Source organism: Serratia sp. T13T92, assembly GCF_047530105.1.
In the GTDB taxonomy this organism is placed as follows: Bacteria; Pseudomonadota; Gammaproteobacteria; order Enterobacterales; family Enterobacteriaceae; genus Chania; species Chania fonticola.
Window position 1 is genome coordinate 26,566 of the sequence record NZ_JBLJAK010000011.1, and the last position, 23,758, is coordinate 50,323.

A 23,758-nucleotide genomic window follows, 5' to 3' on the forward strand; every position below is an offset into this window, starting at 1 on the left:
GGTACTGCCCAGCGCTAACGATGCCAGCTAGAAGCCACCAGGGAGAACAAGACAAACAACACCAGCAACAATACCAGAGCCAACCGCCAGAAAGGCATTTTGCGCCGCTGGTAGGCGATAATCATCACCCCGGCCAGCGCCAGAAGCGTAAACGGGTAATATACCGCCAGCGTCAGTAAAACCTGCATCATCGCGTCAGATAGTGCTGCCATGTGCCTCCCCGGTACCAATTTATGCTGAACATATCCTGGAAATATAACGGAACATGCAAGATGGAAATATAAGGGTTAAGATTGTTCGCAATACCCGTACCTAACGGATTCCATGACAGGAATGCTATGCTAGCACCTCAGCTCCCGCCCCAAAAACAGCCATTATCCGGGAAAAACAAAAACTCGCCGTTACTCTATCAGGCTGGCGTGTTCGTTATTATCGTCGTGCTTACCCTGATCATGTTCAATGCCTGGCAAATCTGGAACGCCCATCAACGCAACCTGCAAATTGCTGAAAATGACTCGCAGAATCTGGCCCGATCGCTGGCACAGCATGCCGAAGATACCTTTGCGCAGGTAGACAGTAACCTGGCCGATCTTGGCGAACGGATTGAAACCGATGGCTTGGGCCAACCCCAGCGTTTACGCCTGCAAAAAATCATGCAGAGCCAGGCCAGTCACTTTCCGCAACTGCATGGCAGCTTTGTCTATGATTCCCAGGGCAACTGGATCCTGACGTCCAACGGTAAACCCCTCAGCCATACCAATAATGCCGACCGGGCGTACTTTAAATACCACGTCACTCATAATAATAATATGATTTATATCGGCGAGGTGATCCGCAGCCGCTCGACCGGCGATTTGGTTATCCCGGTGTCGCGCCGCCTGAACCATGCGGACGGCAGCTTTGCCGGCGTGGTCATTTCGACGCTGTATGTCGATTATTTCCGCCAGTTTTACAACACCTTTGCCCTTAACAACGACGCCTCACTCAGCCTGATACTGGCCGACGGCTCCATTTTGTACCGCCGCCCGTACAATGAGGATGCCATCGGGAAAAATATCTCCCACAGCCCTTTATTCCGCGAAGTTCTGCCGCACTCGTCCTTTGGCAACGTCACCATGATCTCACAGTTCGATAATGTAGAACGGGTTTATGGTTATTCGCAGGTGGAACGTTACCCGCTGGTGATCACCGCAGGGCTGTCGAAAAAAGACGTTCTGACCGACTGGCGCAACGATGCGTCACTTTTTGCACTCGGTGGAGGAGTCCTGCTGTCCATACTGCTGGCCCTGGGGTTGGTGCTGATACGTCAGATTAACCAAAGCGTACAGACCGAAGTCGAGCTGGTGCGCACCCGTGATCAACTGACGCTGATGAACCACACGCTGGAAGAACTGGCTTTGCTGGATGGCTTGACCGGCCTGGCCAACCGCCGTCAGTTTGATATCGCGCTAAAAAACGAAATGACGCGGGCAGCACGTAACGATCGCAGCGTAGCCCTGTTGATGCTGGATATTGATTATTTTAAACAGTTTAACGATATCTACGGCCACGTGGCTGGGGATCAGTGTTTGCAGCAGTTGGGCCGCATGCTGCAAAGCATGGTCAACCGCCCTGGCGATCTGATGGCGCGTTACGGCGGTGAGGAGCTGGCAATTATTCTGCCGGATACCGATCTTCAAGGCGCAATCGTCTTTGCCGAACGGGTCCTGGAGGGCATCCGGCAGTTGAAGATCGCCCACACAGGCAGTCCGCTGGGGATTATCACCGCCAGCATCGGTGCCAGTGCAAAAGTCCCGCATCCGTATAACGATACGCCGCTGAGCCTGGTCAGCGTGGCGGATAACGCCCTGTATACGGCGAAAAAAAGCGGTAAGAACCGGGTTTGCAGCCTCTAGGTTCAGAATAGTTAGGGTAGATCATTTCAGCAAATAATGGGGCATCTTAACATGATGCCCCCGACGATCCAGCCTTAGTGCACCGTGTTGAAATCCCCCTCCTGGCGCGCCACCAGCGTCAGAATGCTATACAGCGCCACGGCCTGCTGATGCTGGTTGAGCACCTGCACATCCCAGACCACCACGCCATGTGGGCGATCCTCGGCGGTTTTCTGCGGCTTGCGGATTTTCTTTTTACAGGTCAATCGCACCTGAATAGTGTCACCAATCTTCACCGGCTCGATAAAACGCAGGTTTTCCATGCCGTAGTTGGCAATCACTGGCCCGACGCCCGGATCGACAAACAGCCCGGCAGCGGCAGAAACCACAAAGTAACCGTGGGCCACTCGCTCACCAAACAGTGATTCCGCTGCACCAATCTTGTCCATATGCGCGTAGAAATGGTCGCCGCTCAGGCAGGCAAAGTTGACGAGGTCGGCTTCGGTAATGGTACGGCGGGCGGTCAGCAAGCTCTCGCCAATCTGCAACTGCTCAAAATATTTGCGGAACGGGTGTACCTGTTCTTCCACCACGTCGGCACCTCGTACCCATTCACGGCTGATGGCCGCCAGCATCGACGGGCTGCCCTGGATCGCCGTGCGCTGCATATAGTGTTTTACCGCCCGCAGCCCACCAAGCTCTTCGCCACCGCCGGCTCGCCCAGGCCCGCCATGCACCAACAAAGGCAATGGTGAGCCGTGGCCGGTCGATTCCGTCGCCGCGTGGCGATCCAGCACCAACATGCGGCCATGGGCGCAGGCGGTTGCTCGAATAAACTGTGAAGCCAACTCCGCATCAGCCGTCACCAACGATCCGGCCAGGCTACCTTGCCCCAGCAGCGCCAACTCAATGGCCTGTTCGGTAGTTTGATAAGGCATCAGTGTCGCCACCGGGCCAAACGCTTCGGTGCCATGTACGGCCTGATGGCGGAACGGATCGGCGCAGTACAGCAGAGTGATCGGATAAAAAGCGCCTGATTGCGCACCATCACCCACCACTTCTAACTCATCCAGCGTTGCGCCGCAGAGTGGTTCACAGCCATTGCGCAGCAGGAATTCCACCTTTTGCTGCACGTCGTCGCGCTGTTCCTGATTGACCAACGCCCCCATCCGCACCTGCTCCAGCTGTGGATCGCCAATCTTTACGCCAGCCAGGCGCTGCAACAGCGCTTGCTGTACCTCGGCAATGCGGGCCACCGGAACGATAATACGCCGGATAGCAGTACACTTTTGCCCTGCCTTACTGGTCATTTCGCGGCTGACCTCTTTGATAAACAGCGCAAACTCCGGCATCTCTGGCGTCACGTCCTCCCCTAGCACGCAGCAGTTTAACGAGTCGGCCTCCATGGTAAAGGCGATGGACTTCTCCAGCAGGCGCGGGTGGGAACGCAGCTTCTGCCCGGTTTGCGCCGAGCCAGTGAAGGTGACCGCATCCTGATAATCGAGGTGATCGAACATATCGCCCACGCCGCCGCAGATCAGTTGCAATGCCCCTTCAGGCACCAGCCCGCTGTCGATAATCAGTTTCACCATCGCCTGGGTTAGCTGTGCCGAAGCGGTGGCAGGTTTGATGATGGCCGGCATCCCCGCCAGCCAGGTAGGTGCCAGCTTCTCCAACATACCCCAGCAGGGGAAGTTAAAGGCGTTGATATGCAATGCGACACCGGGGCGAGAGGTCAGCACATGGCGTGCAGCAAACTGCGACTGCTTGGAGAGTGGGATCAGCTCATCTTCCGGCCACAGCGAATCGTCCGGCAGTTCGCGCCCTGCCAATCCTGCATAGGAGAACAGCGTGGCGATACCACCTTCGATATCAACCCAGCTGTCATTGCGCGTGGCGCCGGTTTGATAGGAGATCTGATACAGCGCTTCTTTATTAGCCAGCAGGTGTTTAGCCACCGCTTTCATCATCTGGGCGCGCTGCTGAAACGTCATCCTTGCCAACGCCGCGCCACCCAGCTTGCGGGCATAGCTCAGGCTGGCGGCCAACGGCAGCCCGTCGGAGCAGACCTGATACAAAGGCTCGCCGGTTACGGCATGCTGGATCTCGCGGGATTGACCCTGGCCGTATACCCAAGCGCCAGAAAGGTAACTGGTTAACTGCTGCATTTGCTCCTCCGGAATTCATAAATAGACACTATTAAGATTAATGATGTATCACATAAATTCCACTCCGCGCCAGGTTAAAATTTAACAAAAGCAAAACAAAATCATCCAAACGCTGAGTTAACACCAACGTAATCGATAAACATCAAAAATAAATAAACAATTAAATCAATTAAATAACAAAACGCATTGTGATGCTCATCGCAAAACCACAGTATTTGTATTTGATCTTGTTGTTATCAACTTGTAGCTTTACGGTTAGTTAAAGTGATTCACATTTTTGGTTTTAATGTGAAAAACATGAATCACCAAGAGGCAAGCATGACAACTGACGCACAATTTCAGCAGCACTTCGACGACAAGATCGCCGCCGATATCTCCATCGAAGCCAAAGACTGGATGCCAGATGCCTATCGCCGCAATCTGATCCGGCAAATCGGCCAGCATGCGCATTCCGAAGTGGTCGGCATGTTGCCAGAAGCCAATTGGCTGACCCGCGCCCCTTCCCTGCGGCGCAAGGCGGTGTTACTGGCGAAAGTCCAGGATGAAGCCGGGCACGGCCTTTATCTGTACAGCGCGGCGGAAACCCTTGGCTGCACCCGCCAAGATATCTACCAAAAGATGCTCGCGGGTCAGATGAAGTACTCCTCCATCTTCAATTATCCAACGCTGAACTGGGCTGACATTGGCGTGATCGGCTGGCTGGTCGACGGTGCCGCCATCGTCAATCAGGTAGCCCTGTGTCGTGCCTCTTACGGCCCCTATGCCAGAGCGATGGTGAAAATCTGTAAAGAAGAGAGCTTCCACCAGCGTCAGGGCTATGAAGCCGTGATGGTGATGGCCCAGGGCAGCGAAGCGCAAAAGGCCATGTTACAGGACGCCATCAACCGCTTTTGGTGGCCAGCGCTAATGATGTTTGGCCCCAACGATAGCGATTCCCCCCACAGCGCACAGAGCATGGCCTGGAAGATCAAACGCCATAGCAATGACGAGCTGCGGCAGAAGTTTATCGACAACACCGTACCGCAGTTGGAAGCCCTGGGTATGACTGCTCCCGATGCCGATTTGGCATGGGATGAGGCCAGCGGGCATTACCGCTTTGGCGAGATCGACTGGGCGGAGCTACACGAAGTGATCCAGGGGCGTGGGCAGTGCAACCACGAACGCCTGCAAGCCAAGCGTAAAGCCTGGGACGAAGGCAGTTGGGTACGGGATGGTGCCATGGCACATGCCAGCAAACGCGCGGCAAATGCAGCTTAATCGAGGAGAGAAAAATGACTCACGCCGAATGGCCGTTGTATGAAGTGTTTATCCGCAGCAAGCAGGGTTTGGCCCATCGCCATGTGGGCAGCCTGCATGCAGCAGACGATCAGATGGCGCTGGAAAACGCCCGCGATGCCTACACCCGCCGCAGTGAGGGCTGTTCGATCTGGGTAGTGCAATCCTGCCACCTGATCGCCTCTCAAGCGGAGGATCGGGCGGCATTCTTCGATCCTTCCGACGACAAAATCTACCGTCATCCCACGTTCTATACCATCCCCGACGGCATCAAGAACATGTAGAGGCAGGCCATGACGACGAGTAACGCAGCAACAATCAACTATGCCCTGCGCTTGGGCGATACACCGCTCATTCTGGCACAGCGCCTGTGCGCTTGGTGTGGCCATGCTCCTGAGCTGGAGATCGACCTGGCACTGGCCAATATTGGCCTCGATCTGCTGGGCCAGGCGCGTAATTTCCTGGCCTATGCCGCCGAGCTTTCCGGCCCGCAGCACAGCGAAGACAGCCTGGCCTTTGGCCGCGACGAACGTGAATTCCACAACCTGCTGTTGGCAGAACAGCCCAACGGCGGCTTTAACGACACGCTGGTGCGCCAGTTCCTGCTCGATACCTACCACGTGCTGCTGCACCGGGAATTGAGCCGCAGCAAAGACAGCCAACTGGCCGCCATCGCCGCCAAATCGCTGAAGGAAGCGGATTATCACCTGCGCTTCAGCCACGGCTGGATGATCCGCCTGGGTGACGGCAGTGAAATCAGCCACCAGAAGATACAGCAGTCATTAAACGACCTGTGGCGCTTCACCGCCGAACTGTTCCACGCCGATGAGATTGAACTGCAGCTGGCCGAACTGGGTATTGCCGTCGATCCGCGCCAATTGCAGGCACCGTGGCAAGCCATGGTGAACGATACGCTGCAACAGGCCACGCTCGCGCTGCCCACCGAGCAGGCATTTCGCCACGGCGGTAAGCAAGGGCAGCACACTGAACACCTCGGCCCGATGCTGGCAGAGATGCAGTTTCTGCCACGTGCTTACCCGAACTGTAGCTGGTAGAGGCAATGATGAATATTTCCCAACTGCAACCGGCCGAGATCCCGCAGATCTGGCATTGCTTACAGCAGATCAGCGATCCCGAACTGCCGGTCCTGTCCATTACCGATCTGGGCATGGTACGTGACGTGGAGCGCGACGGTGCAGGCTGGCACATCACCTTTACCCCAACCTATTCCGGCTGCCCGGCGACCGAGTACCTGCTCAACGCCATTGAACAGACGCTGAACGAGGCGGGTTTCAGCCCGGTGAAGATCACCATCAGCCTCAGCCCGGCCTGGACCACCGACTGGATGAATGCGGATGCTCGCCAGCGCCTGCGTGAATACGGCGTGGCACCACCGCAGGGGCAAACCTGTGAGAAGCCTTTAGCCAACGGCCCGGTGCAGTGCCCCCGTTGCGGCAGCGAGCACACGGAAAAGATCAGCGAGTTCGGTTCCACCGCCTGCAAAGCGCTTTACCGCTGCTGCGAATGCCGGGAACCGTTCGACTATTTCAAATGTATTTAGGAGCACTGAAAACCATGACGGTCTTTCATCGCCTGAATGTCGCGGCCATCGAGCGCGAAACCCCAGACGCCGTAGCCATCACGCTGCGCGTCCCGGACGAACTGAAATCCCATTACGGCTATACCCCCGGCCAACATCTGACGCTCAAAGCGCGGGTCAACGGTGAAGAGCTGCGCCGCTGCTATTCCATCTGTAGCGCACCGCAAGACGGCGTATTGCAAATCGGCATCAAGGCGATCAATCAGGGGCGCTTCTCTTCGTTTATCAACCAAAGTTTGCAGGTGGGAGACGAGTTGGAAGTGATGCTGCCGCAGGGCCGTTTTGGTTACCAGCCGCAGGCACAAACCCAGGGCAACTATCTGGCGATCGCCGCCGGTTCTGGCATTACACCGATGCTGTCGATCATCAAGGCGACGTTGCAATTGGAACCCAACAGCCAGTTCACGCTGATTTACGGCAACCGCACCAGCCGCTCGGTGATGTTTAAAGAAGCCCTCTCGGATCTGAAAAACCGTTATCCACAGCGCTTCCAGCCGCTGTATCTCTTTAGCCAGGAAAATCTCGACAGCCCGCTGCTCAGTGGCCGCATCGACCGTGACCACCTGACTGCGCTGGGTAACACGTTGGTGGACTTCAACGAGTTCGACCACGCCTTTATCTGCGGCCCGGAAGCGATGATGGACGACGCGCACACGGTGCTGGAGCTGGCTGGTATGCCTAGCGAACGTATTCATAGCGAGCGTTTCAACACCAGCGGCATCGTTGCCCGGCCAGCCAACGCAGGCAGCCGCAACGCGACTCAGGTAGAGATCCGGCTCGACGGCCGCAGCCTCAAAATCGACGTCGGCAGCGAGGATGACAGCATTCTGGATGCCGCATTGCGCCAAGGAGCAGATCTGCCCTATGCCTGCAAAGGCGGCGTCTGCGCCACCTGCAAATGCAAACTGAAGGCCGGTGAGGTGGATATGGCGATCAACTACAGCCTGGAGCCGGATCAACTGGCGGCAGGCTATGTCTTGAGCTGCCAGTCCTGGCCACGCGGTGAAGGCGTGGTGCTGGACTTTGACGTTTAGGAGCCGACGATGGAAACCCCTTGGATCCTGCGCGAACAGCAGCAACGCGTGGTCACACTGACGCTGCACCGCCCCGATGCCCGCAATGCGTTGAGCACTGCCTGCCTGGAGCAGTTGGTCTATCAACTGGAACAGGCCGACAGCGATGCCGACGTCGGTGCGGTGGTGATCGCCGGTGCCGCCCGGTTCTTCGCTGCCGGTGCCGATCTGCGCGAATTACAGCAGCAGGATGTCGCCGTTACCCAGCTCGATCACCGCCCTTTGCTATGGCAGCGGTTGGCTCAGTTCAGCAAACCCTTGCTGGCGGCGGTCAACGGTTACGCGCTCGGTGCTGGCTGTGAGCTCGCTCTGGCCTGCGACATTACCCTTTGCGGCGAAAGCGCCCGCTTCGGCCTGCCGGAAATCACTTTAGGCCTAATCCCCGGCGCCGGTGGTACCCAACGCCTGATCCGCAGCGTGGGCAAGTCCCGCGCCTATCAAATGGTGCTGACCGGTGAAGCCATCGACGCCCGCTGCGCACTGCAAGCCGGGCTGGTAAGCGAGGTTTGTGTCGATGCATTAACGCTGGAGCGTACTCAACAACTGGCCCACCGCATCAGCCAACAGGCACCGCTGGCGCTGCGCGCGGCCAAACAGGCACTAAAACAGGCACAGGAAACCAGCCTCAGCCAAGGCTTGCAGATGGAACGCCAGCAGTTCGTCACTCTGGCCGCTACCGAAGATCGCCGGGAAGGCATTGCCGCCTTCTTCGAAAAACGCACACCGAACTATCAAGGGCGCTGATTTATGGAAAACGCATTAATTCTTAGCCACATCGAAGCCGGGGTGTTGACCATAACCCTGAACCGCCCCGACCGGCTCAACAGCTTTAACGATGAAATGCACCACCAGCTTAGCGAGGCGCTGACCGTAGCCGAACGCGATGACAGCGTGCGTTGCGTGCTGATCACCGGTGCCGGGCGCGGCTTCTGCGCCGGGCAGGATCTGAACGATCGTAACGTCAGTGTGGATCAGGCCCCTCCAGATCTTGGGCTGTCCGTAGAACGTTTTTACAACCCGTTGATCCGCCGCCTGAGTGCCCTACCCAAGCCGATTGTCTGCGCGGTCAACGGCGTTGCTGCCGGAGCGGGTGCTGCGCTGGCAATGGCCTGCGATATCGTAGTGGCCGCCGACAACGCCAGCTTCATCCAATCTTTCTGCAAACTGGGCCTGGTGCCAGACTCCGGCGGCAGTTGGTATCTGCCACGCCTGGCCGGGCATGCGCGAGCCATGGGTATGGCGCTGCTGGGGGACAAAATCAGCGCTCAGCAGGCGCTGGAGTGGGGAATGATTTGGCAGGTCGTGGCTGCCGCCGAGTTGGCCGATCACACCCAAAGCATGGCCAAACAGCTTGCTACCCAACCTACCTACGGCCTGGGGCTAATCAAGAAAGCCATGTACAGCTCGGCCAGCAATACGCTTGACCAGCAGCTTGATTTAGAACGCGATTTACAGCGCCTGGGTGGCCGTAGTGCCGACTATCGCGAAGGCGTCAGCGCCTTCTTCGCCAAACGCCCACCGAACTTCAGCGGGAAGCAGTCATGAACGGGATACAGCCATGAACGAGAAGATGGCGATAACTTCTGCGCCGGTCGCCGTAATTGGTGCCGGAACCATGGGGATTGGTATTGCCCAGGTGGCCGCTGCGGCAGGACACCGGGTCAAGCTGTTCGATATTGCCTTGCCCGCCGCCTCCCGCGCGCTGGAACAGCTCGGGCAACGCCTGCGCAAGCGGGTCGAGGCAGGTAAAGCCGATGCCCACAGCACCGAAACCCTGCTGGGTCATATTCAGTTGGCCAGTTCGTTGAGCGATCTGGCCGACTGCAGCCTAGTGATCGAAGCAGTGGCGGAAAAGCTGGCGATCAAACAGAGCCTGTTTCGCGACCTGGAGGCGATATGCTCTACCGATACGCTGTTTGCCAGCAATACCTCGTCACTCTCTATTACCGCCATCGCCAGTGCGCTTCAGCACCCGCAGCGCATGGCAGGCCTGCACTTCTTCAACCCGGCTCCGTTAATGAAACTGGTGGAGATCGTCGGTGGGCTGGAAACCAGCCCGGAAACGCTGAGCAACCTGCAAGCCTTGGCTCAACATTGGGGTAAGCACAGCGTTGTATGCCGTTCTACGCCAGGCTTTATCGTCAACCGCGTAGCCCGGCCTTTCTACGGTGAAACCCTGCGCGCGCTGGAAGAACAGATTGCCGATCCGGCCACCCTGGACGCCGTGCTACGTGATGCTGGCGGTTTCGCCATGGGACCACTGCAACTGACCGATCTGATCGGCCAAGACGTCAACTACGCCGTCACCGAGTCGGTCTATCACGCCTTCTATCAGGACAGCCGCTTTACTCCTTCGCTGGTACAGCAGGAGCTGGTGGCTGCCGGGCATTTGGGCCGCAAGAGTGGCCGGGGCTTCTACCGTTATGGCAGTGATCAGGTCGCGCCGTCAGCAACTTTTGCTTCGGCGGTAACGGCTGACATGCCTCAGTCCGTCACGTTGCACGGCGACTGGTCGGCCATCGGTGAGTTTGCACAGTTGCTGACGGGAAATGCGGCGGCGATCAAACATCCTGGCCAGACCAGTCCGTTTGCCCGGATCGATGAAGTTACATTTATGTTAACAAATGGTAAAACAGCAAGCCAAGTCGCCGAAGAAATCGGATCGCCCGTGGTACTGTTCGACCTGTCCGTCAACTATCAGCACGCCCCTGTTATCGCCATCAGCAGCGCCGAGCAAAACACGGTGCCGCACACGGCCAAGGTCATCCGCCTGCTGCAATCGCTGGGTAAACAGGTGATCCACCTGCCGGACTACCCTGGCCTGCTGGTGATGCGCACCGTCGCCATGCTGGCTAATGAAGCCCTGGACGTGGTGAACAAAGGCGTGGCCAACGCTGCCGATACCGACGATGCCATGCGGTTTGGCGTCAACTACCCGCAAGGTCCGCTGGCCTGGGGCAGCAAGCTCGGCTGGCAACAGATCCTCACCACGCTGGAAAACCTGCAACGTTATTACGCGGAACCCCGCTATCGCCCAATGCCGCTGCTGCGCCGTTATGCCGCCAATTATTCAGGAGCCAAATGCTGATGAATGCCAACACTCCCCGCGCGCTGGCCCAGCGCTGCGCCGAACAGATGTTTAGCCAGGATACCTGCGCACAGGCAATGGATATGCGCATCGATGCCGTGGATGCAGGCATGGCCAAAGTCAGCATGACAGTCGGCCCACAGATGCTCAATGGCCACCAAACCTGTCACGGTGGCCAGTTGTTCAGCCTGGCAGATACCGCGTTTGCTTATGCCTGCAACAGTCAGGGGCTGGCAGCGGTCGCATCCGGTTGCACCATCGATTTTATCCGCCCCGCGCTGGCAGGCGATCGCCTCACCGCCTGCGCTGAAGTGCGCCATCAGGGTAAAACCACCGGGTTATACGACGTTGAAATCGTTAACCAACTGGGGAAAACCGTCGCCTGGTTCCGTGGCCGCGCCCATCGGTTGGGCCACAGCATTTTAGGAGAGCAGCCATGAATCAGGCCTTTATTTGCGATGGCGTCCGCACGCCGATTGGCCGTTACGGCGGCGCGCTGGCAAACGTGCGGGCCGACGATTTAGCCGCCCTGCCGCTGCGTGCTCTGCTGGAGCGCCACCCGAATGTGGATTGGTCGCGGGTGGATGACGTGATCCTCGGCTGCGCCAATCAGGCCGGGGAAGACAACCGCAATCTGGCCCGTATGGCGGCGCTGCTGGCCGGGCTGCCACAAAACGTTTCCGGTACCACCATCAACCGGCTATGCGGTTCGGGGTTGGATGCGTTGGCGATGGCGGCCCGTAGCATTAAGGCCGGAGAAGCCAGCCTGGTCCTGGCCGGAGGGGCCGAATCCATGACCCGTGCCCCGCTGGTAATGGGCAAGGCGGACAGCGCTTTCAGCCGTCAGGCACAGCTGTTTGATACCACCATCGGCTGGCGATTTGTTAACCCGCTGATGCATGCGGCTTTCGGTACCGACTCGATGCCGGAAACCGCCGAAAACGTCGCGGCGCAGTTTGGCATCAGCCGTGCCGATCAGGATGCCTTTGCCCTGCGCAGCCAGCAGCGTACCGCCCTGGCACAACAGAGGGGGATCCTGGCACAGGAAATTATCCCGGTGAGCCTCAGCGGCAAGAAAGGAGTCATTACTCAGTTCAGCGAAGACGAACATCCACGCGCAGAAACCACGCTGGAGCAACTGCAAAAACTGAAAACACCGTTCCGTCAGCCGGGATGTATCACCGCTGGCAATGCTTCTGGCGTCAACGACGGTGCGGCGGCGCTGATTGTCGCTTCCGAAGCCATGGCGTTGCAGCAAGGCCTGACGCCACGGGCGCGTATTGTCGCCACCGCCACCTGCGGCGTGGAGCCACGATTGATGGGGATCGGCCCGCTGCCCGCGACCCGTAAAGTCCTGGAAATCGCCGGGTTAAGCCTGGCGCAGATGGACGTCATTGAACTTAACGAAGCATTCGCCGCACAGGCGTTGGCGGTGTTGCGCCAGCTTGGTCTGCCGGATGATGCCGAACAGGTCAATCCCAACGGGGGTGCCATCGCGCTTGGCCATCCATTGGGCATGAGCGGTGCGCGCCTGGCGCTGGCCGCCCTGTTTGAGCTGGAACGTCGCGCTGGCCGCTACGCACTGTGCACCATGTGCATTGGCGTCGGTCAGGGCATTGCCATGATTATTGAGCGTGTCTAACACCTGCGAGGCTAAAAAGATGACTACAAATCCACGGCCCATCGACGCGATTGAATTTGCTTCACGCGACGAAATCGAAGCATTACAGCTGGAACGCCTGCAATGGACCCTGCACCATGCCTACAACAACGTACCGATGTATCAGCGCAAGTTCGATCAGGCCGGCGTTCACCCGAGCGATCTGAAGCAACTGAGCGATCTGGCGTTGTTCCCCTACACCACCAAACAGGATCTGCGTGACAACTACCCGTTCGACACCTTTGCCGTACCGATGGAACAGGTGGTACGCATTCATGCTTCATCTGGCACCACAGGTCGCCCAACGGTAGTAGGTTATACCCAGCGGGATATCGATAACTGGGCCGATATTGTCGCCCGCTGCCTGCGCTCTGCCGGGGCCACGGCCAAAGACAAAATCCACGTTGCCTACGGTTACGGCCTGTTTACCGGCGGGCTGGGCGCGCACTATGGCGCAGAACGCCTGGGTGCGACGGTGATCCCGGTGTCCGGCGGCCAGACTGAGAAGCAGGTGCAGCTGATCCTGGATTTCAAACCCGACGTGATCATGGTGACCCCTTCCTACTGCCTGACGCTGATCGACGAGCTGGAACGCAAAATGGGGGGCGATGCTCGCAACTGCTCACTGCGTTTGGGCGTGTTCGGTGCAGAACCCTGGTCAGAATCCCTGCGCCATGAGATCGAGTCACGCATGGGGATCAAGGCGCTGGATATCTACGGCCTTTCCGAAGTGATGGGGCCTGGCGTGGCGATGGAATGTGCCGAAAGCGGCGGCGGCCCGACCATCTGGGAAGATCACTTCCTGCCGGAGATCATCAACCCGGAGACGGGCGCGATACAGGCCGACGGCGATCATGGCGAACTGGTTTTCACCACGCTGACCAAAGAGGCACTGCCGGTGATCCGCTATCGTACGCGCGACCTTACCCATCTAATGCCAGGGGATGCCCGCAACATGCGCCGGATGGGCAAAATCACCGGCCGTTCCGACGATATGCTGATCATCCGCGGCGTGAACGTATTCCCTTCACAGGTCGAAGAACAGATTATGCAGTTCGAGCATCTGTCGCCGCATTATCAGCTGCAGGTGAGCCGTGCAGGGCATCTGGATACCTTGGCCGTGCGGGTGGAGCTGAAAGAGTCGGCGTTGACGCTCAACCACCAGCAGCGTTGCGATATCTGCCACCAGCTGCGTCACCATATCAAATCGATTGTCGGGGTCAGCACCGATGTCAGCATTGCCAACTGTGGCGATATTCCACGTTCGGAAGGCAAGGCCCAGCGGGTGATCGATCTGCGGCCACGTTAAGTTTTTACCCCTCACCCTAACCCTCTCCCAAAAGGAGAGGGGACCGATCGAGTGTGTTTGAAATTAGAGTGATTCACCTTGGATGAGATGAAGAGAAGCCCTAGTTTGCTGAGATTATCGTTTTGCTTCCAAACGAGCAGGGGCTACCAGCTCCCTCTCCCTGTGGGAGAGGGTTGGGGTGAGGGGCAAGCCTTTGTCATTTATGCTAATGTCGTGTCTCAGCAAAGGCTTACCCAGGGAAAAATATGGAACATAAACTGGACGACTTTATCCGCCATGCGTTAAGCGCCCAACCGATCAGCGGGACCTCGCTGATCATCTCACTCTACGGCGATGCGCTGAGCCATCGCGGCGGTGAGGTGTGGCTGGGCAGCTTAAGCGCACTGCTGGAAGCCCTGGGCTTCGGCGATCGCTTTGTGCGTACCTCGGTATTTCGTTTGCAAAAAGAGGGTTGGCTGGACGTAGAAAAGATCGGGCGGCGCAGCTATTACCGCGTTACCGAACAGGGTATGCGCCAGTTTCGCCATGCCGAATCCAAAATCTACCTCAGCGAACAGCCGCAGTGGGATGGCAAGTGGGAGCTACTGCTGTTGGAGAGTGCGGAAAAAACCGAGCGTGCACGGCTGAAAAAAGAGCTGGGCTGGCTGGGCTTTGGCCAGATCGCCAACAACCTGATGGCCGCCCCCACCCATGCGCAAACCGACGTCACCGCCCTGCTCGGCGAGCTCAACGCCAGTGAACAGGTGATCTACTTCCGTGCCGACTATCCCTATAACCGTTCCGAACAGACGCTGCGGCAAATGGTCGCTAACTGCTGGTCGTTGAGCGAGGTGGCCGGTTACTACCATGAGTTTATCGTCTCCTTCCGCCCATTGATGGCCTTACTGCGCGAAGCCGACGAGCAGGAACTGACGCCCCTGCGATGCTTTCAGATTAAGCTATTATTAATCCACTTTTTCCGCCGCGTGGTGTTGAAAGATCCCCTGCTGCCAGATGCCCTGTTACCCGCTCAATGGGAGGGCCAAATCGCCCGCAACCTGTGCATCAATATCTATCAGCGAGTGGATCGCGCCGCGACGGAATATGTCAGCGCTTTGGCAGAAACCTCCATCGGCACCCTACCTGCACCCAGTGCCGGTTACTATCGCCGCTTTGGCGGACTGCCGCGCGATCCCACTACATTTTGAGGAGTTTGTGCTATGCCCGTGTATCAGATTGACGGTTTGACGCCGGTGGTCGATCCCAGCAGCTATGTTCACCCCACTGCGGTCCTGATTGGCGACGTGATTATCGGCAAAGGCGTCTACATCGGCCCCAATGCCAGCCTGCGCGGCGACTTTGGGCGCATTGTGGTCGAAGACGGTGCCAACGTGCAGGATAACTGCGTGATGCACGGCTTCCCATTACAGGATACGGTAGTGGAACAAGATGGGCATATCGGCCACAGCGCCATTTTGCACGGTTGCCGCGTGCGCCGTAACGCGATGATTGGCATGAATGCCGTCATCATGGACGGTGCGGTCATTGGTGAGAACTCCATTGTCGGCGCGGGTTCCTTCGTCAAGGCCGCCGCGGAGATTGCCGCCAACCAACTGGTGATCGGCAGCCCGGCAAGGGTGATCCGCGAACTGACTGAACAGGAGTTAGCCTGGAAACGTACTGGCACGCTCCAGTATCAGGAATTGGTCATACGCTGCAAAAACAGCCTGAGAGAAGTGGCCCCTCTTACTGAACCAGAGCCAGGCCGCCAACGTCTGAACTTCGGCGACCACATCATCCCCAAAAGCCAGCTTTAGTGCTTGGCCGGGCCGCAGCCCGGTCAACATTACTCCATACCCTGTACCGGTGCTTCAGTTGCAACCGATGCCTGCCCTCGTCGACTGTAGAAATAGATGGCGATCAACAGCGCGGTGAAGGGAATGCCAAACCACAGCGTCATTCTAAAGAAGTCGGTGAATAGCGTAGTTATCATTAGCCCGGCCATCAGGAGCGCCCCCGCCAAGGTAAAGTAAGGATAACCCCACATGCGGAACTTGAGATGCGTCTGCGTATGCTGGCGGCGGAAGAACAGGTGGGTAACAAAGATCATCAGCCAGGTGAAACAGGCACCGTACACCGAGATCGACATCATCACCGCGAACGATTTCTCTGGGGCGGCAATGCTTAGCACGATAGAGACAATAATCCCCACGCAGGAGAGCGCCAACGCATTGACCGGAATACCCCGTTTGCTAAGCCTCCCCAGCGCCGCCGGAGCTTGCCCGGCACGGGACAGTGAAAACATCATGCGGGTGGTGATATACAGCTGGCTGTTCATGGCAGACAGTGCCGCTATCAGTACCACAAAGTTAAATATCCCGGCGGCGGCAGGCAGATGGATCACGTTCATCGCCACCAGGAACGGGCTTTCACCGGTGCCATACTGCCGCCACGGTACGATGGCCAGCATCAGCGCTATCGACATCATATAGAAGATAAACAGCCGCAGAATGGTGCCTTTGAAGGCGCTTTTCACGGCAACCACCGGGTTTTTCGCTTCCCCTGCGGCAACCGCGATCATCTCAATACTCAGATAGCTGAATATCGAAACGATCACCGCAAACCACATGCCTTTCACCCCGAACGGGAAGAAGCCACCGTTGTCAGTGAAGTTACGGATGCCGAAGGTCGGGTTGGCGGAAAACGCCAGGATGCCGATACCAATCATGATAAACGCCGAAATGGCCACCACCTTGACGGTAGAGAGAGCGTACTCCACCTGGCCAAAAGACTTGACCCCAACCACGTTGACGACGATCACCGCCGCAGAGAACAACAGCACCCACGGCCAGATCGGCGTGCCAGGGAACCAGAACTGCATATACATGCCGATGGCGGTCACCTCGGTGCCCACCGCCAACACCACGCAAGACCAATAGGAATAGCGCACCAGAAAGCCAAACAGCGGGCTGAGATAGAACTCGGCATAATCGCCGAACGACCCTGGGGTTGGGTGCTCGGAGGTCATTTCCGCCAGGCATCCCATCAGCAGCAGCGCAATCACCCCGCCGATAAAATAGCTCAGCAGTACGCTTGGCCCAGCCATCTGGATCGCGTATGCACTCCCCAGAAACAGGCCGGTACCGATGGCCCCACCGATCGCCAGCATCGACATCTGCCCGGCGGTCAGGTGTTTTTTCAGCCCATCCTGCCGCTGGGCGATAGCGTCAAAACGTTTCGCATCTTTCATGGTTGCTCACCTTTTCTATGCGGTACGGGTAACGTCAAGGATGGCGGCGGTCACATAGTCCAGGTTTTGCTGGTTCAGGCCAGGCAGACACATCCTGCCGGGCGCCACCAGATAAATGGAATATTGCTGCCGCAGTTGACCGAGTTGGCGTTCATTCAACCCGGTGTAGCTGAACATGCCCTTTTGATCGCGAATACGGGTGTAGTCCAGCGTGGTACCGCCCTGCTCCAGGCCAGCAGCCAGGCCAACGCGCATCTGTTTGATGCGTTGGCGCATGGTAGTCAACTCACTGGCCCACTGTTGATATAGCTGTGGGTCTGCCAGCAGGGTTTCCACAATCTGGCTACCGTGAGTCGGCGGGCAGGAATAACTGCGGCGGATCAGCGTCTTCAATGCGCCTTTCACGTTCACCGCCGCCTCGGCCGTAGCACAGCGCACCGATAGCCCCCCTAAACGCTGGCCATACAGCGCCACGTTCTTGGAAAAAGAGTTGCTGACCAGAAAATCCACGTCGGTTTTCAACATCGCCCGCAGCGCGAAGCAGTCTTCATCCAGCCCATCGCCAAAGCCTTGATAGGCGATGTCAAAGAAAGGCAGCAGCCGACGCCGTTGCACCACCTCGATCACTGCCTGCCATTGTGATGGGTTGAGATCGGTGCCGGTGGGGTTATGGCAGCAAGGATGCAGTAGCACCACCGCCTCTTCCGGCAAGGCAGAGAGCGTGTCGAGCATGGCTTCAAAACGCAGTTGACCAGACGCATCGTCAAAATACGGGTAGGTATTCACCTTCAAGCCAGCCCCTTCGAAGATCGCCCAGTGGTTGGCCCAGGTAGGATCGGAAACCCAGATTTCACGGCGCGCCAGATAGTGATAAATAAAATCTGCCCCCAGCTTCAGCGCGCCAGAGCCACCCACGCTTTGTACCGTGGCAATACGGTCCGCCGGTTCACCAAACAGCAGCGTCTGGATCTGGCGAGCAAATAGTGCAGAACCTTCGATTGGTGGGTAAGTATGTGCCCGCTGTTGTTCCAGTAAACGCTGTTCGGCAATATGTACGGCCTGCATCAGGGGAATATTACCCTGATGATCGTAATACAGACCAATACCCAAGTTAACCTTTTGCGGATTAGCATCCTGCATATAGGCTTCCATCAGTGACATAATAGGATCGGGCGTTGACGGGGTAATATGTGCGAACATAGATTATCCTTAACTCATTATGTAATGAATCAGCAGGTGAATACCCGTCGCCTTTCAAGCTACAGCGTTGTTATCTGCGTGCGTGAGCCCCGGTCACTTACTTAAGTAAACTCCCGGGGACACACGCACTTGTCGCCTAGCTGTAACTTGAAATTCATAGGGTATTTAATATTTAAATTTAATTGTTAATTAAGCGACAGCGCTAACGGTGATTTCTATTTTCATCCCTGGCACCACCAATTTATCAACAATCACCGTTGAGCGGTTGGGATACGGATAATTAAAATACTGTTGGTAGATTTGATCGAGCAACTTAACGTCATTAACATCGGTAAGATAAACAATAACCTGTAATACATTATCGCTATGGCTATTAGCAGCCTTCAGCGTGGTGGCTAAATTATCAAACGTCAGCGTGATTTGTTTTTCCGGGTCGCCGGTTTCAATAGTGCCATCCTGGCGGACCGGACCATGGGCGGTGAATAACATCCCGCCGCCTTTGGTCGCCCAGGAAAAAGGTTGCCCGATCTCCGGCAGGCCGGTTTCAATGACTGTGCGCATCAAGATACTCTCCATCGGTAAGCAGGAAACGGTGCAAAGCGCCATCGGCAGCAAAGACCGCATCCAGCACGCTGTAATGATTAGCACCGGGGAGCGCATAGCGGCTAACCGGCAGCCCCTGCGCCCGCAATGCGGAATAATAATAAAGCGATTGCCCAATCAGCTCCGGCAGTTCCGCCGCGCCGTAAAATAGCACCATGGGCTTCAAAGATAGCGGTATATTACGCGCCGGGCTTAAGGCCTCTATCTGCTCGCTGGTCAGCTTTAGCTGCTGGTTTACGTAGCTCGCCAGCAGCGGCTGCAACTCAAAAATACCGCTGATGGGAAACACTGCCTGCACCAGCGGATGGTGTTGCCAATACGCCGCCAAATGTCCACCGGCAGAATGACCGGTGAGATAAACCGGTTTATCGCCACGCGGCTTCAGCCGCCGCTCAATGGCATCCAGCGCTACCCCAATTTGCTGACAAATATCGGCCAGGTTAACTACTGGTGCCAAAGCATATTCCACCAGCACCACATCAAAACCTAATGACAATGGCGTACTGGCAATAAAAGCAAAATCCTGTTTATCACAAAATTGCCAATAGCCGCCGTGAATAAATATTATCGTGCCTTTATATTCTTCAGTTGAATAAAACCAGTCAAAAACTTCACGCGGTGCATCCCCATAAGCCATATTCAACTCATGACGTTGCTGTTGGTAAACTCGCTGACTGCGGGATTGAAATGAGAGCAGGATCTCGTTTTCATCAGCCACCGTCGTTGCGTTATCGTAACTGCCCGCTAGAAGTTTCATATATTAAACTTTGTTTATTATTTAAGATGTGAGTTAACTATTAGCAACATGTTAAAATATTGTCAAGATAGCGAATGCAGCAATGCGTGATCGGCGAGATAAATTTATTTTTTCGGGCAATAAGTTTCACTGGTTAAACATTTTGAGGTTATTTTAAAGTTTCATCCATGAAACTCGAAAATAAATTGAGGATAAAGGATCAGTGGGCGCAGCATGCGGCGCCCCTACAGGCGAGCCGGTTGTATTTGCGCAATTTGGCTCAGGTGCTGATAGGCGTAATCCCAAAAGGTGCGCACCTTCAGCGGCATGTATTGCACGTTATTCGCCACCAGTTGCACCGGCACTGGCAGGGGCTCGTAGGCGGCCAACAACCGCACCAGCGTACCATTGGCCAGATCGTCCGCCACCTGATAAGACAGCAGCCGGGCAATCCCCTTTCCTGCCCGCACTGCCAACAGTTGAGTTTCCACCTCGTTCAACAACAAGCGCGGCGTCAAGCGTATTCGCTCACCGTTTTCGTTAGGCCCAAAGCGCCATTCACCTGACGTCGGGCGCAGAGTGCCAACAATAGTGTCATGATCGCTCAACTGCGCCGGTTCCAGCGGCTCCCCGCGTTGCGCCAGATAGGCTGGGCTAGCCACGGTGATGCGTGTCACCTCTCCGAGCTTACGCGCCACCTTGGAGGAGTCCTGTAAATGCCCGATGCGCACCGCCACGTCCAGCCCTTCATCGATCAGCTCCAGGTTGCGGTCATTTAACTGCATGTCGATCTGGATTTGCGGGTAACGTTCGAGAAAAGCCATCACCATGGGTGCCACGTGCTTGCTCCCAAACTGCACCGGCGAAGTAATACGCAGCAGCCCGCTCAGTTGAGCCTCCGCGGTATCCATTACCGCGTCTTGATAGTCATGCAACAGAGCACGCGCGCGTTCGGCTAACCGCAGCCCGGCTTCCGTGGGTGCCAGACGCCGGGTAGTGCGTTCCACCAGCCGCGCCCCCAACCGCTGCTCCAAAGAAGCGATAGCTCGGGTCACCGCCGGAGCGGAACGGCGCAGCTTACGGGCCGCACCGGCCAAACTCCCCTGCTGGATCACCGCCACAAAAATCGCCAACTCGTCCAAACGATCCATAGATTATTCCGCCAAGTGAAATTATCAATTGCCATCTTCCCGGATACCCATCATCTGGCGCAAGAGTATTCTGGTCAGCAAGACCATAAAGGAGACTCACCATGCAAACGTTGAAACTATACGGCACCCCGGCCTCTGGCCATTGCCACCGCGTCGAGCTGCTGCTACGGATGCTCGATCTGCCTTATGAGTATTGCGAAGCCCCGGCCACGGTGCGCCAAAGCGAGGCGTTCCTTCGGCTTAATCCCGTTGGGCAGATCCCGGTATTGCTGGCCGATGAGCAGGTATTGACCGACAGCAACGCCATCATGGTGTACCTGGTGAAACGCTATGCGCCGGATAGCCACTGGTTGCCAGAAGATGCGTTGGCGGCCGCCCAAGTCCAAGCCTGGCTTTCCAAAGCGGCCGGAGAGGTGCGTTATGGCCCCGCATCCTGTCGGATGGTGGTGCAATTTTCTGCGCCAGAGAACTACCAATCTGCACAAGCCATCAGCACACGCTTTTTACCCCAGTTAGAGCAACACTTGGCAGAACGCGAGTTTTTGGCAACTTCTTTGCCGACGATTGCCGATCTGGCCTGTTACAGCTACGTGGCGGTCGCCCCGGAAGGTGGGCTTTCCCTCAAGCCCTTCCCGGCAATCCAGCACTGGCTAGATCGTATTTCCGCGCTGCCCGGGTTCTTCCCTATGCCTGCGTTACCCCTGCCTGACCAGGCTGTAGGCCAATAACATGTCTCCCTCCATGTTTCATCCCGATGAGCAGTTGGCGCAGGATCTGGCCGGTTTTGATGCGGTGAGCGGGAATATCTATACCGCCATGCCTGATCAACATCGCGAGTTCTTCGGTCACCTGCCCTACCTGTTTGTTGCCACACTGGATGAGCGGCAATGGCCGGTTGCAACATTGTTCAGTGGCCCCGCCGGTTTTTTGCGCTCGCCAGATGAAACACATTTGCGGATCGTTTCGCCACGCCGGGCGGACGATCCCGCTCAGGCAGCGCTCTATCCCGGCCAGCCTGTCGGCGCATTGGGGCTAGATTTCAGTAACCGCAGGCGCAACCGGGTTAACGGCATCATTAGCCGCACGGATAAAAACCGCGTGGAGATTGTGGTGCAACAAAGCTTTGGCAACTGCCCGCAGTACATTCAACGGCGGGAGCTGTTCGCCGAGCCGAGCGTTGCTGATCCCATTGAGCAGTTGAGTTCGTTAGATGATCAGGCCCGGCAGTTGATCCAACAGGCAGATACCTGCTTTGTGGCCAGCTATGCCCACGGTGATTCAGCGCAAGGTGGCGTGGATATCTCGCATCGCGGCGGTAAGCCTGGGTTCATCCATCTGGCTGGCGAAACCCTGTGGATACCGGATTTTCGCGGTAACCGTTATATGAATACGCTAGGAAACCTGCTGGCACAGCCGAGGGCGGCGCTGTTGTTTATCGATTTTGCACGCGGGGACATTCTACATTTACAAGGGGAAACCCAGATCTTATGGCAGGCAGAAAATGCAGCCGTCGAAGGAGCCGAGCGCTACTGGCGATTTGATATCACCAGTGCGTGGCGTTTTCGCCAGGCACTGGGCTGGCGCGGCAGAAACGTTGAGTTCTCTCCAGCAACGTTACGCACGGGCATTTGGCAAAATCACGCTGAAAACCAGTTTTAACGGCAGGTGCTGTTGAGGCTGCTGATATTCCCTCACCAGGCTTACAGCGGGCGCAGCATGCGGCGCCCCTACGGTCGAAGATCTGCGCCTACCTCCCATTCAGCAGCATTGCCACTTTGTCGTCAATCTGAACAGCAGTTGCTGTTGAGACTGCTGACAAACTCTCACCGGGCTTACAACGTAGGGGCGCTGCATGCTGCGCCCGTCTGGATAATCAATGGGTTAGCAAATACTCGTATAGATAGATCCCGACCAATTCAGCAATATTGCCACGTTGTCATTAATCTGCACAGCAGTTGCTGTTTTTGCTAGCTAGCGCCATTTTAATAATACCCACGCTGCGTTACAGTGAAAGTGGAGAAGCCCTCCAGTACACAGTTTGACTCAAAGGAGCTTGAGTATGTTTCCAGAATACCGTGAGTTAATATCGCACCTGAAATCAAGCCACCCCCGCTTCCAGTCATTGTTTGATAAGCACAACCAACTCGACCACCAAATCTCCAGGTTAGAAGGGCCAGCAGGCAACGGCTACTCTGACGAGGTGGTTCGCTTGAAAAAAGAGAAGCTACATATCAAGGATGAGTTACACAAAATACTAAAGGCAGAGGAAGCCGCAGCCAAGTAGCGCACGCCGATCCCCGCGCTACTGCGGGGATCACCGGAGGCGGCAAAATTAAATGTCGCACTGGCTATACCACTGCTAAATTTTTACGCTGAGAGGAGCTGATAATGGCTATCGCAAAGCCAGATGATGCTGTCTTGCTTTCTGAATTGCGCGGTTTGATTGATCAAGCACGACAATATGTTTCGAAGACAACAAACAGCACGCTGACGATGCTGTATTGGCGAATCGGGCAGCGGATCCAACGCGAAGTGCTGTTTGATGAGCGAGCAGAATATGGTGAAGCAATTGTCGCGACAATTGGTACATGACTACGGCAAGGGCTTTGGTGAGAAAAGTTTACGCCGTATGATGCAATTTGCTGACACCTTCCCTGACGAACAGATCGTTACTCAACTATCTCAATAATTGAGTTGGAGCCACTTTGTCGAGATCCTACCGCTAAAACAATCCCTAGAACGAGAGTTCTATGCCGAGATGTGTCGCATTGAGCGCTGGAGCGTGCGCACTT

24 protein-coding genes and 1 pseudogene are annotated in these 23,758 nt (G+C 56.5%); 18 read left to right on the top strand and 7 right to left on the bottom strand.

What is annotated here, in order from left to right; all coding sequences use genetic code 11:
- Nucleotides 1–14: 14 nt before the first annotated feature.
- A complete protein-coding gene (locus ACMV5I_RS12940) occupies nt 15–212 on the bottom strand; it encodes a hypothetical protein (protein ID WP_121607190.1) in 198 nt (65 codons plus the stop codon).
- Between the two features lie 126 nt (nt 213–338).
- Here ACMV5I_RS12940 and ACMV5I_RS12945 point away from each other — a divergent pair, with 126 nt between their 5' ends.
- Nucleotides 339–1,895 carry a diguanylate cyclase gene (locus ACMV5I_RS12945; RefSeq protein WP_414824516.1) on the top strand — a complete coding sequence of 519 codons (1,557 nt, stop codon included), beginning with the start codon at nt 339–341 and terminating at the stop codon, nt 1,893–1,895.
- Nucleotides 1,896–1,969: 74 nt separating this feature from the next.
- Here the strand turns inward: ACMV5I_RS12945 and paaZ are convergent, their stop codons facing one another.
- Nucleotides 1,970–4,042 carry a phenylacetic acid degradation bifunctional protein PaaZ gene (paaZ, locus tag ACMV5I_RS12950; protein WP_414824517.1) on the bottom strand — a complete coding sequence of 691 codons (2,073 nt, stop codon included), beginning with the start codon at nt 4,040–4,042 and terminating at the stop codon, nt 1,970–1,972.
- 318 nt (nt 4,043–4,360) lie between these two features.
- Here paaZ and paaA point away from each other — a divergent pair, with 318 nt between their 5' ends.
- The 13 genes from paaA (at nt 4,361) to paaY (ending at nt 15,843) form a co-directional block, all read left to right on the top strand.
- Nucleotides 4,361–5,299 carry a 1,2-phenylacetyl-CoA epoxidase subunit PaaA gene (gene paaA / locus ACMV5I_RS12955; RefSeq protein WP_237734238.1) on the top strand — a complete coding sequence of 313 codons (939 nt, stop codon included), beginning with the start codon at nt 4,361–4,363 and terminating at the stop codon, nt 5,297–5,299.
- Nucleotides 5,300–5,313: 14 nt separating this feature from the next.
- The gene (paaB, locus tag ACMV5I_RS12960) at nt 5,314–5,601 is read left to right on the top strand and encodes a 1,2-phenylacetyl-CoA epoxidase subunit PaaB (RefSeq protein WP_021180891.1); all 288 of its coding nucleotides are present in this window, start codon (nt 5,314–5,316) and stop codon (nt 5,599–5,601) included.
- 9 nt (nt 5,602–5,610) lie between these two features.
- Nucleotides 5,611–6,372 carry a 1,2-phenylacetyl-CoA epoxidase subunit PaaC gene (gene paaC / locus ACMV5I_RS12965; protein WP_261466595.1) on the top strand — a complete coding sequence of 254 codons (762 nt, stop codon included), beginning with the start codon at nt 5,611–5,613 and terminating at the stop codon, nt 6,370–6,372.
- 8 nt (nt 6,373–6,380) lie between these two features.
- Nucleotides 6,381–6,878: a 1,2-phenylacetyl-CoA epoxidase subunit PaaD gene (gene paaD / locus ACMV5I_RS12970; protein WP_414824557.1), complete on the top strand. Its 498-nt coding sequence runs from the start codon at nt 6,381–6,383 to the stop codon at nt 6,876–6,878.
- Nucleotides 6,879–6,892: 14 nt separating this feature from the next.
- A complete protein-coding gene (paaE, locus tag ACMV5I_RS12975) occupies nt 6,893–7,951 on the top strand; it encodes a 1,2-phenylacetyl-CoA epoxidase subunit PaaE (protein ID WP_284121368.1) in 1,059 nt (352 codons plus the stop codon).
- Nucleotides 7,952–7,960: 9 nt separating this feature from the next.
- Nucleotides 7,961–8,734, top strand: coding sequence for a 2,3-dehydroadipyl-CoA hydratase PaaF (gene paaF, locus ACMV5I_RS12980; protein ID WP_414824518.1), 774 nt, complete (start codon nt 7,961–7,963; stop codon nt 8,732–8,734).
- A gap of 3 nt (nt 8,735–8,737) precedes the next feature.
- Entirely contained in the window at nt 8,738–9,535 is a 798-nt protein-coding gene (paaG, locus tag ACMV5I_RS12985; protein WP_121607198.1) for a 2-(1,2-epoxy-1,2-dihydrophenyl)acetyl-CoA isomerase PaaG, read from the top strand.
- A 13-nt stretch (nt 9,536–9,548) separates the two neighbouring features.
- Nucleotides 9,549–11,078 (top strand): 3-hydroxyacyl-CoA dehydrogenase, encoded by a 1,530-nt coding sequence (locus ACMV5I_RS12990; RefSeq protein WP_414824519.1) that lies wholly within the window; start codon nt 9,549–9,551, stop codon nt 11,076–11,078.
- A complete protein-coding gene (gene paaI / locus ACMV5I_RS12995) occupies nt 11,078–11,518 on the top strand; it encodes a hydroxyphenylacetyl-CoA thioesterase PaaI (RefSeq protein WP_024485592.1) in 441 nt (146 codons plus the stop codon). The genes ACMV5I_RS12990 and paaI overlap by 1 nt, the downstream gene beginning before the upstream one ends.
- A complete protein-coding gene (pcaF, locus tag ACMV5I_RS13000) occupies nt 11,515–12,720 on the top strand; it encodes a 3-oxoadipyl-CoA thiolase (protein ID WP_174334280.1) in 1,206 nt (401 codons plus the stop codon). The genes paaI and pcaF overlap by 4 nt, the downstream gene beginning before the upstream one ends.
- Before the next feature lie 19 nt (nt 12,721–12,739).
- Entirely contained in the window at nt 12,740–14,047 is a 1,308-nt protein-coding gene (gene paaK, locus ACMV5I_RS13005; RefSeq protein WP_414824520.1) for a phenylacetate--CoA ligase PaaK, read from the top strand.
- Between the two features lie 245 nt (nt 14,048–14,292).
- On the top strand, nt 14,293–15,234 hold the full coding sequence (gene paaX / locus ACMV5I_RS13010; RefSeq protein WP_071680927.1) for a phenylacetic acid degradation operon negative regulatory protein PaaX: 942 nt from the start codon (nt 14,293–14,295) through the stop codon (nt 15,232–15,234).
- A 12-nt stretch (nt 15,235–15,246) separates the two neighbouring features.
- Nucleotides 15,247–15,843, top strand: a complete 597-nt coding sequence (gene paaY / locus ACMV5I_RS13015) for a phenylacetic acid degradation protein PaaY (protein ID WP_261155255.1) — start codon at nt 15,247–15,249, stop codon at nt 15,841–15,843.
- Between the two features lie 29 nt (nt 15,844–15,872).
- Here the strand turns inward: paaY and ACMV5I_RS13020 are convergent, their stop codons facing one another.
- From ACMV5I_RS13020 to ACMV5I_RS13040, 5 genes are all read right to left on the bottom strand, one after another.
- On the bottom strand, nt 15,873–17,276 hold the full coding sequence (locus ACMV5I_RS13020; protein WP_414824521.1) for an amino acid permease: 1,404 nt from the start codon (nt 17,274–17,276) through the stop codon (nt 15,873–15,875).
- Between the two features lie 15 nt (nt 17,277–17,291).
- A complete protein-coding gene (locus tag ACMV5I_RS13025) occupies nt 17,292–18,476 on the bottom strand; it encodes an aromatic amino acid transaminase (protein WP_414824523.1) in 1,185 nt (394 codons plus the stop codon).
- A 189-nt stretch (nt 18,477–18,665) separates the two neighbouring features.
- Nucleotides 18,666–19,037, bottom strand: a complete 372-nt coding sequence (locus tag ACMV5I_RS13030; protein ID WP_261460798.1) for a RidA family protein — start codon at nt 19,035–19,037, stop codon at nt 18,666–18,668.
- Nucleotides 19,021–19,836 carry an alpha/beta hydrolase gene (locus ACMV5I_RS13035; RefSeq protein ID WP_414824524.1) on the bottom strand — a complete coding sequence of 272 codons (816 nt, stop codon included), beginning with the start codon at nt 19,834–19,836 and terminating at the stop codon, nt 19,021–19,023. Before ACMV5I_RS13035 ends, ACMV5I_RS13030 begins: the two co-directional genes overlap by 17 nt.
- A 224-nt stretch (nt 19,837–20,060) precedes the next feature.
- A complete protein-coding gene (locus tag ACMV5I_RS13040; RefSeq protein ID WP_414824525.1) occupies nt 20,061–20,966 on the bottom strand; it encodes a LysR family transcriptional regulator in 906 nt (301 codons plus the stop codon).
- Nucleotides 20,967–21,067: 101 nt separating this feature from the next.
- On the opposite strand from ACMV5I_RS13040, the gene ACMV5I_RS13045 reads away from it, so the two are divergent.
- The 4 genes and pseudogenes from ACMV5I_RS13045 to ACMV5I_RS13060 all read left to right on the top strand — a co-directional run.
- Nucleotides 21,068–21,694, top strand: a complete 627-nt coding sequence (locus ACMV5I_RS13045) for a glutathione S-transferase (protein ID WP_414824526.1) — start codon at nt 21,068–21,070, stop codon at nt 21,692–21,694.
- A 1-nt stretch (nt 21,695) separates the two neighbouring features.
- Entirely contained in the window at nt 21,696–22,625 is a 930-nt protein-coding gene (locus ACMV5I_RS13050) for a pyridoxamine 5'-phosphate oxidase family protein (protein ID WP_414824527.1), read from the top strand.
- A gap of 400 nt (nt 22,626–23,025) precedes the next feature.
- Nucleotides 23,026–23,250, top strand: a complete 225-nt coding sequence (locus ACMV5I_RS13055) for a YdcH family protein (RefSeq protein WP_021180872.1) — start codon at nt 23,026–23,028, stop codon at nt 23,248–23,250.
- A 104-nt stretch (nt 23,251–23,354) separates the two neighbouring features.
- Nucleotides 23,355–23,733, top strand: a pseudogene (locus tag ACMV5I_RS13060) (DUF1016 N-terminal domain-containing protein); the annotation flags it as partial.
- Between the last annotated feature and the right edge of the window lie 25 nt (nt 23,734–23,758).

Bases quoted from the DNA above. Each gene is read 5' to 3' on its own strand.
- paaY (WP_261155255.1), top strand. From the start codon at position 15,247: ATGCCCGTGTATCAGATTGACGGTTTGACGCCGGTGGTCGATCCCAGC.
- paaZ (WP_414824517.1), bottom strand. From the start codon at position 4,042: ATGCAGCAGTTAACCAGTTACCTTTCTGGCGCTTGGGTATACGGCCAG.
- ACMV5I_RS13040 (WP_414824525.1), bottom strand. From the start codon at position 20,966: ATGGATCGTTTGGACGAGTTGGCGATTTTTGTGGCGGTGATCCAGCAG.
- ACMV5I_RS13035 (WP_414824524.1), bottom strand. From the start codon at position 19,836: ATGAAACTTCTAGCGGGCAGTTACGATAACGCAACGACGGTGGCTGAT.
- paaE (WP_284121368.1), top strand. From the start codon at position 6,893: ATGACGGTCTTTCATCGCCTGAATGTCGCGGCCATCGAGCGCGAAACC.
- paaD (WP_414824557.1), top strand. From the start codon at position 6,381: ATGAATATTTCCCAACTGCAACCGGCCGAGATCCCGCAGATCTGGCAT.
- paaG (WP_121607198.1), top strand. From the start codon at position 8,738: ATGGAAAACGCATTAATTCTTAGCCACATCGAAGCCGGGGTGTTGACC.
- ACMV5I_RS12990 (WP_414824519.1), top strand. From the start codon at position 9,549: ATGAACGAGAAGATGGCGATAACTTCTGCGCCGGTCGCCGTAATTGGT.
- paaF (WP_414824518.1), top strand. From the start codon at position 7,961: ATGGAAACCCCTTGGATCCTGCGCGAACAGCAGCAACGCGTGGTCACA.
- pcaF (WP_174334280.1), top strand. From the start codon at position 11,515: ATGAATCAGGCCTTTATTTGCGATGGCGTCCGCACGCCGATTGGCCGT.
- ACMV5I_RS12940 (WP_121607190.1), bottom strand. From the start codon at position 212: ATGGCAGCACTATCTGACGCGATGATGCAGGTTTTACTGACGCTGGCG.
- paaA (WP_237734238.1), top strand. From the start codon at position 4,361: ATGACAACTGACGCACAATTTCAGCAGCACTTCGACGACAAGATCGCC.
- ACMV5I_RS13020 (WP_414824521.1), bottom strand. From the start codon at position 17,276: ATGAAAGATGCGAAACGTTTTGACGCTATCGCCCAGCGGCAGGATGGG.
- paaI (WP_024485592.1), top strand. From the start codon at position 11,078: ATGAATGCCAACACTCCCCGCGCGCTGGCCCAGCGCTGCGCCGAACAG.
- ACMV5I_RS13050 (WP_414824527.1), top strand. From the start codon at position 21,696: ATGTCTCCCTCCATGTTTCATCCCGATGAGCAGTTGGCGCAGGATCTG.
- paaX (WP_071680927.1), top strand. From the start codon at position 14,293: ATGGAACATAAACTGGACGACTTTATCCGCCATGCGTTAAGCGCCCAA.
- ACMV5I_RS13025 (WP_414824523.1), bottom strand. From the start codon at position 18,476: ATGTTCGCACATATTACCCCGTCAACGCCCGATCCTATTATGTCACTG.
- paaB (WP_021180891.1), top strand. From the start codon at position 5,314: ATGACTCACGCCGAATGGCCGTTGTATGAAGTGTTTATCCGCAGCAAG.
- ACMV5I_RS13045 (WP_414824526.1), top strand. From the start codon at position 21,068: ATGCAAACGTTGAAACTATACGGCACCCCGGCCTCTGGCCATTGCCAC.
- ACMV5I_RS13030 (WP_261460798.1), bottom strand. From the start codon at position 19,037: ATGCGCACAGTCATTGAAACCGGCCTGCCGGAGATCGGGCAACCTTTT.
- ACMV5I_RS13055 (WP_021180872.1), top strand. From the start codon at position 23,026: ATGTTTCCAGAATACCGTGAGTTAATATCGCACCTGAAATCAAGCCAC.
- paaC (WP_261466595.1), top strand. From the start codon at position 5,611: ATGACGACGAGTAACGCAGCAACAATCAACTATGCCCTGCGCTTGGGC.
- paaK (WP_414824520.1), top strand. From the start codon at position 12,740: ATGACTACAAATCCACGGCCCATCGACGCGATTGAATTTGCTTCACGC.
- ACMV5I_RS12945 (WP_414824516.1), top strand. From the start codon at position 339: ATGCTAGCACCTCAGCTCCCGCCCCAAAAACAGCCATTATCCGGGAAA.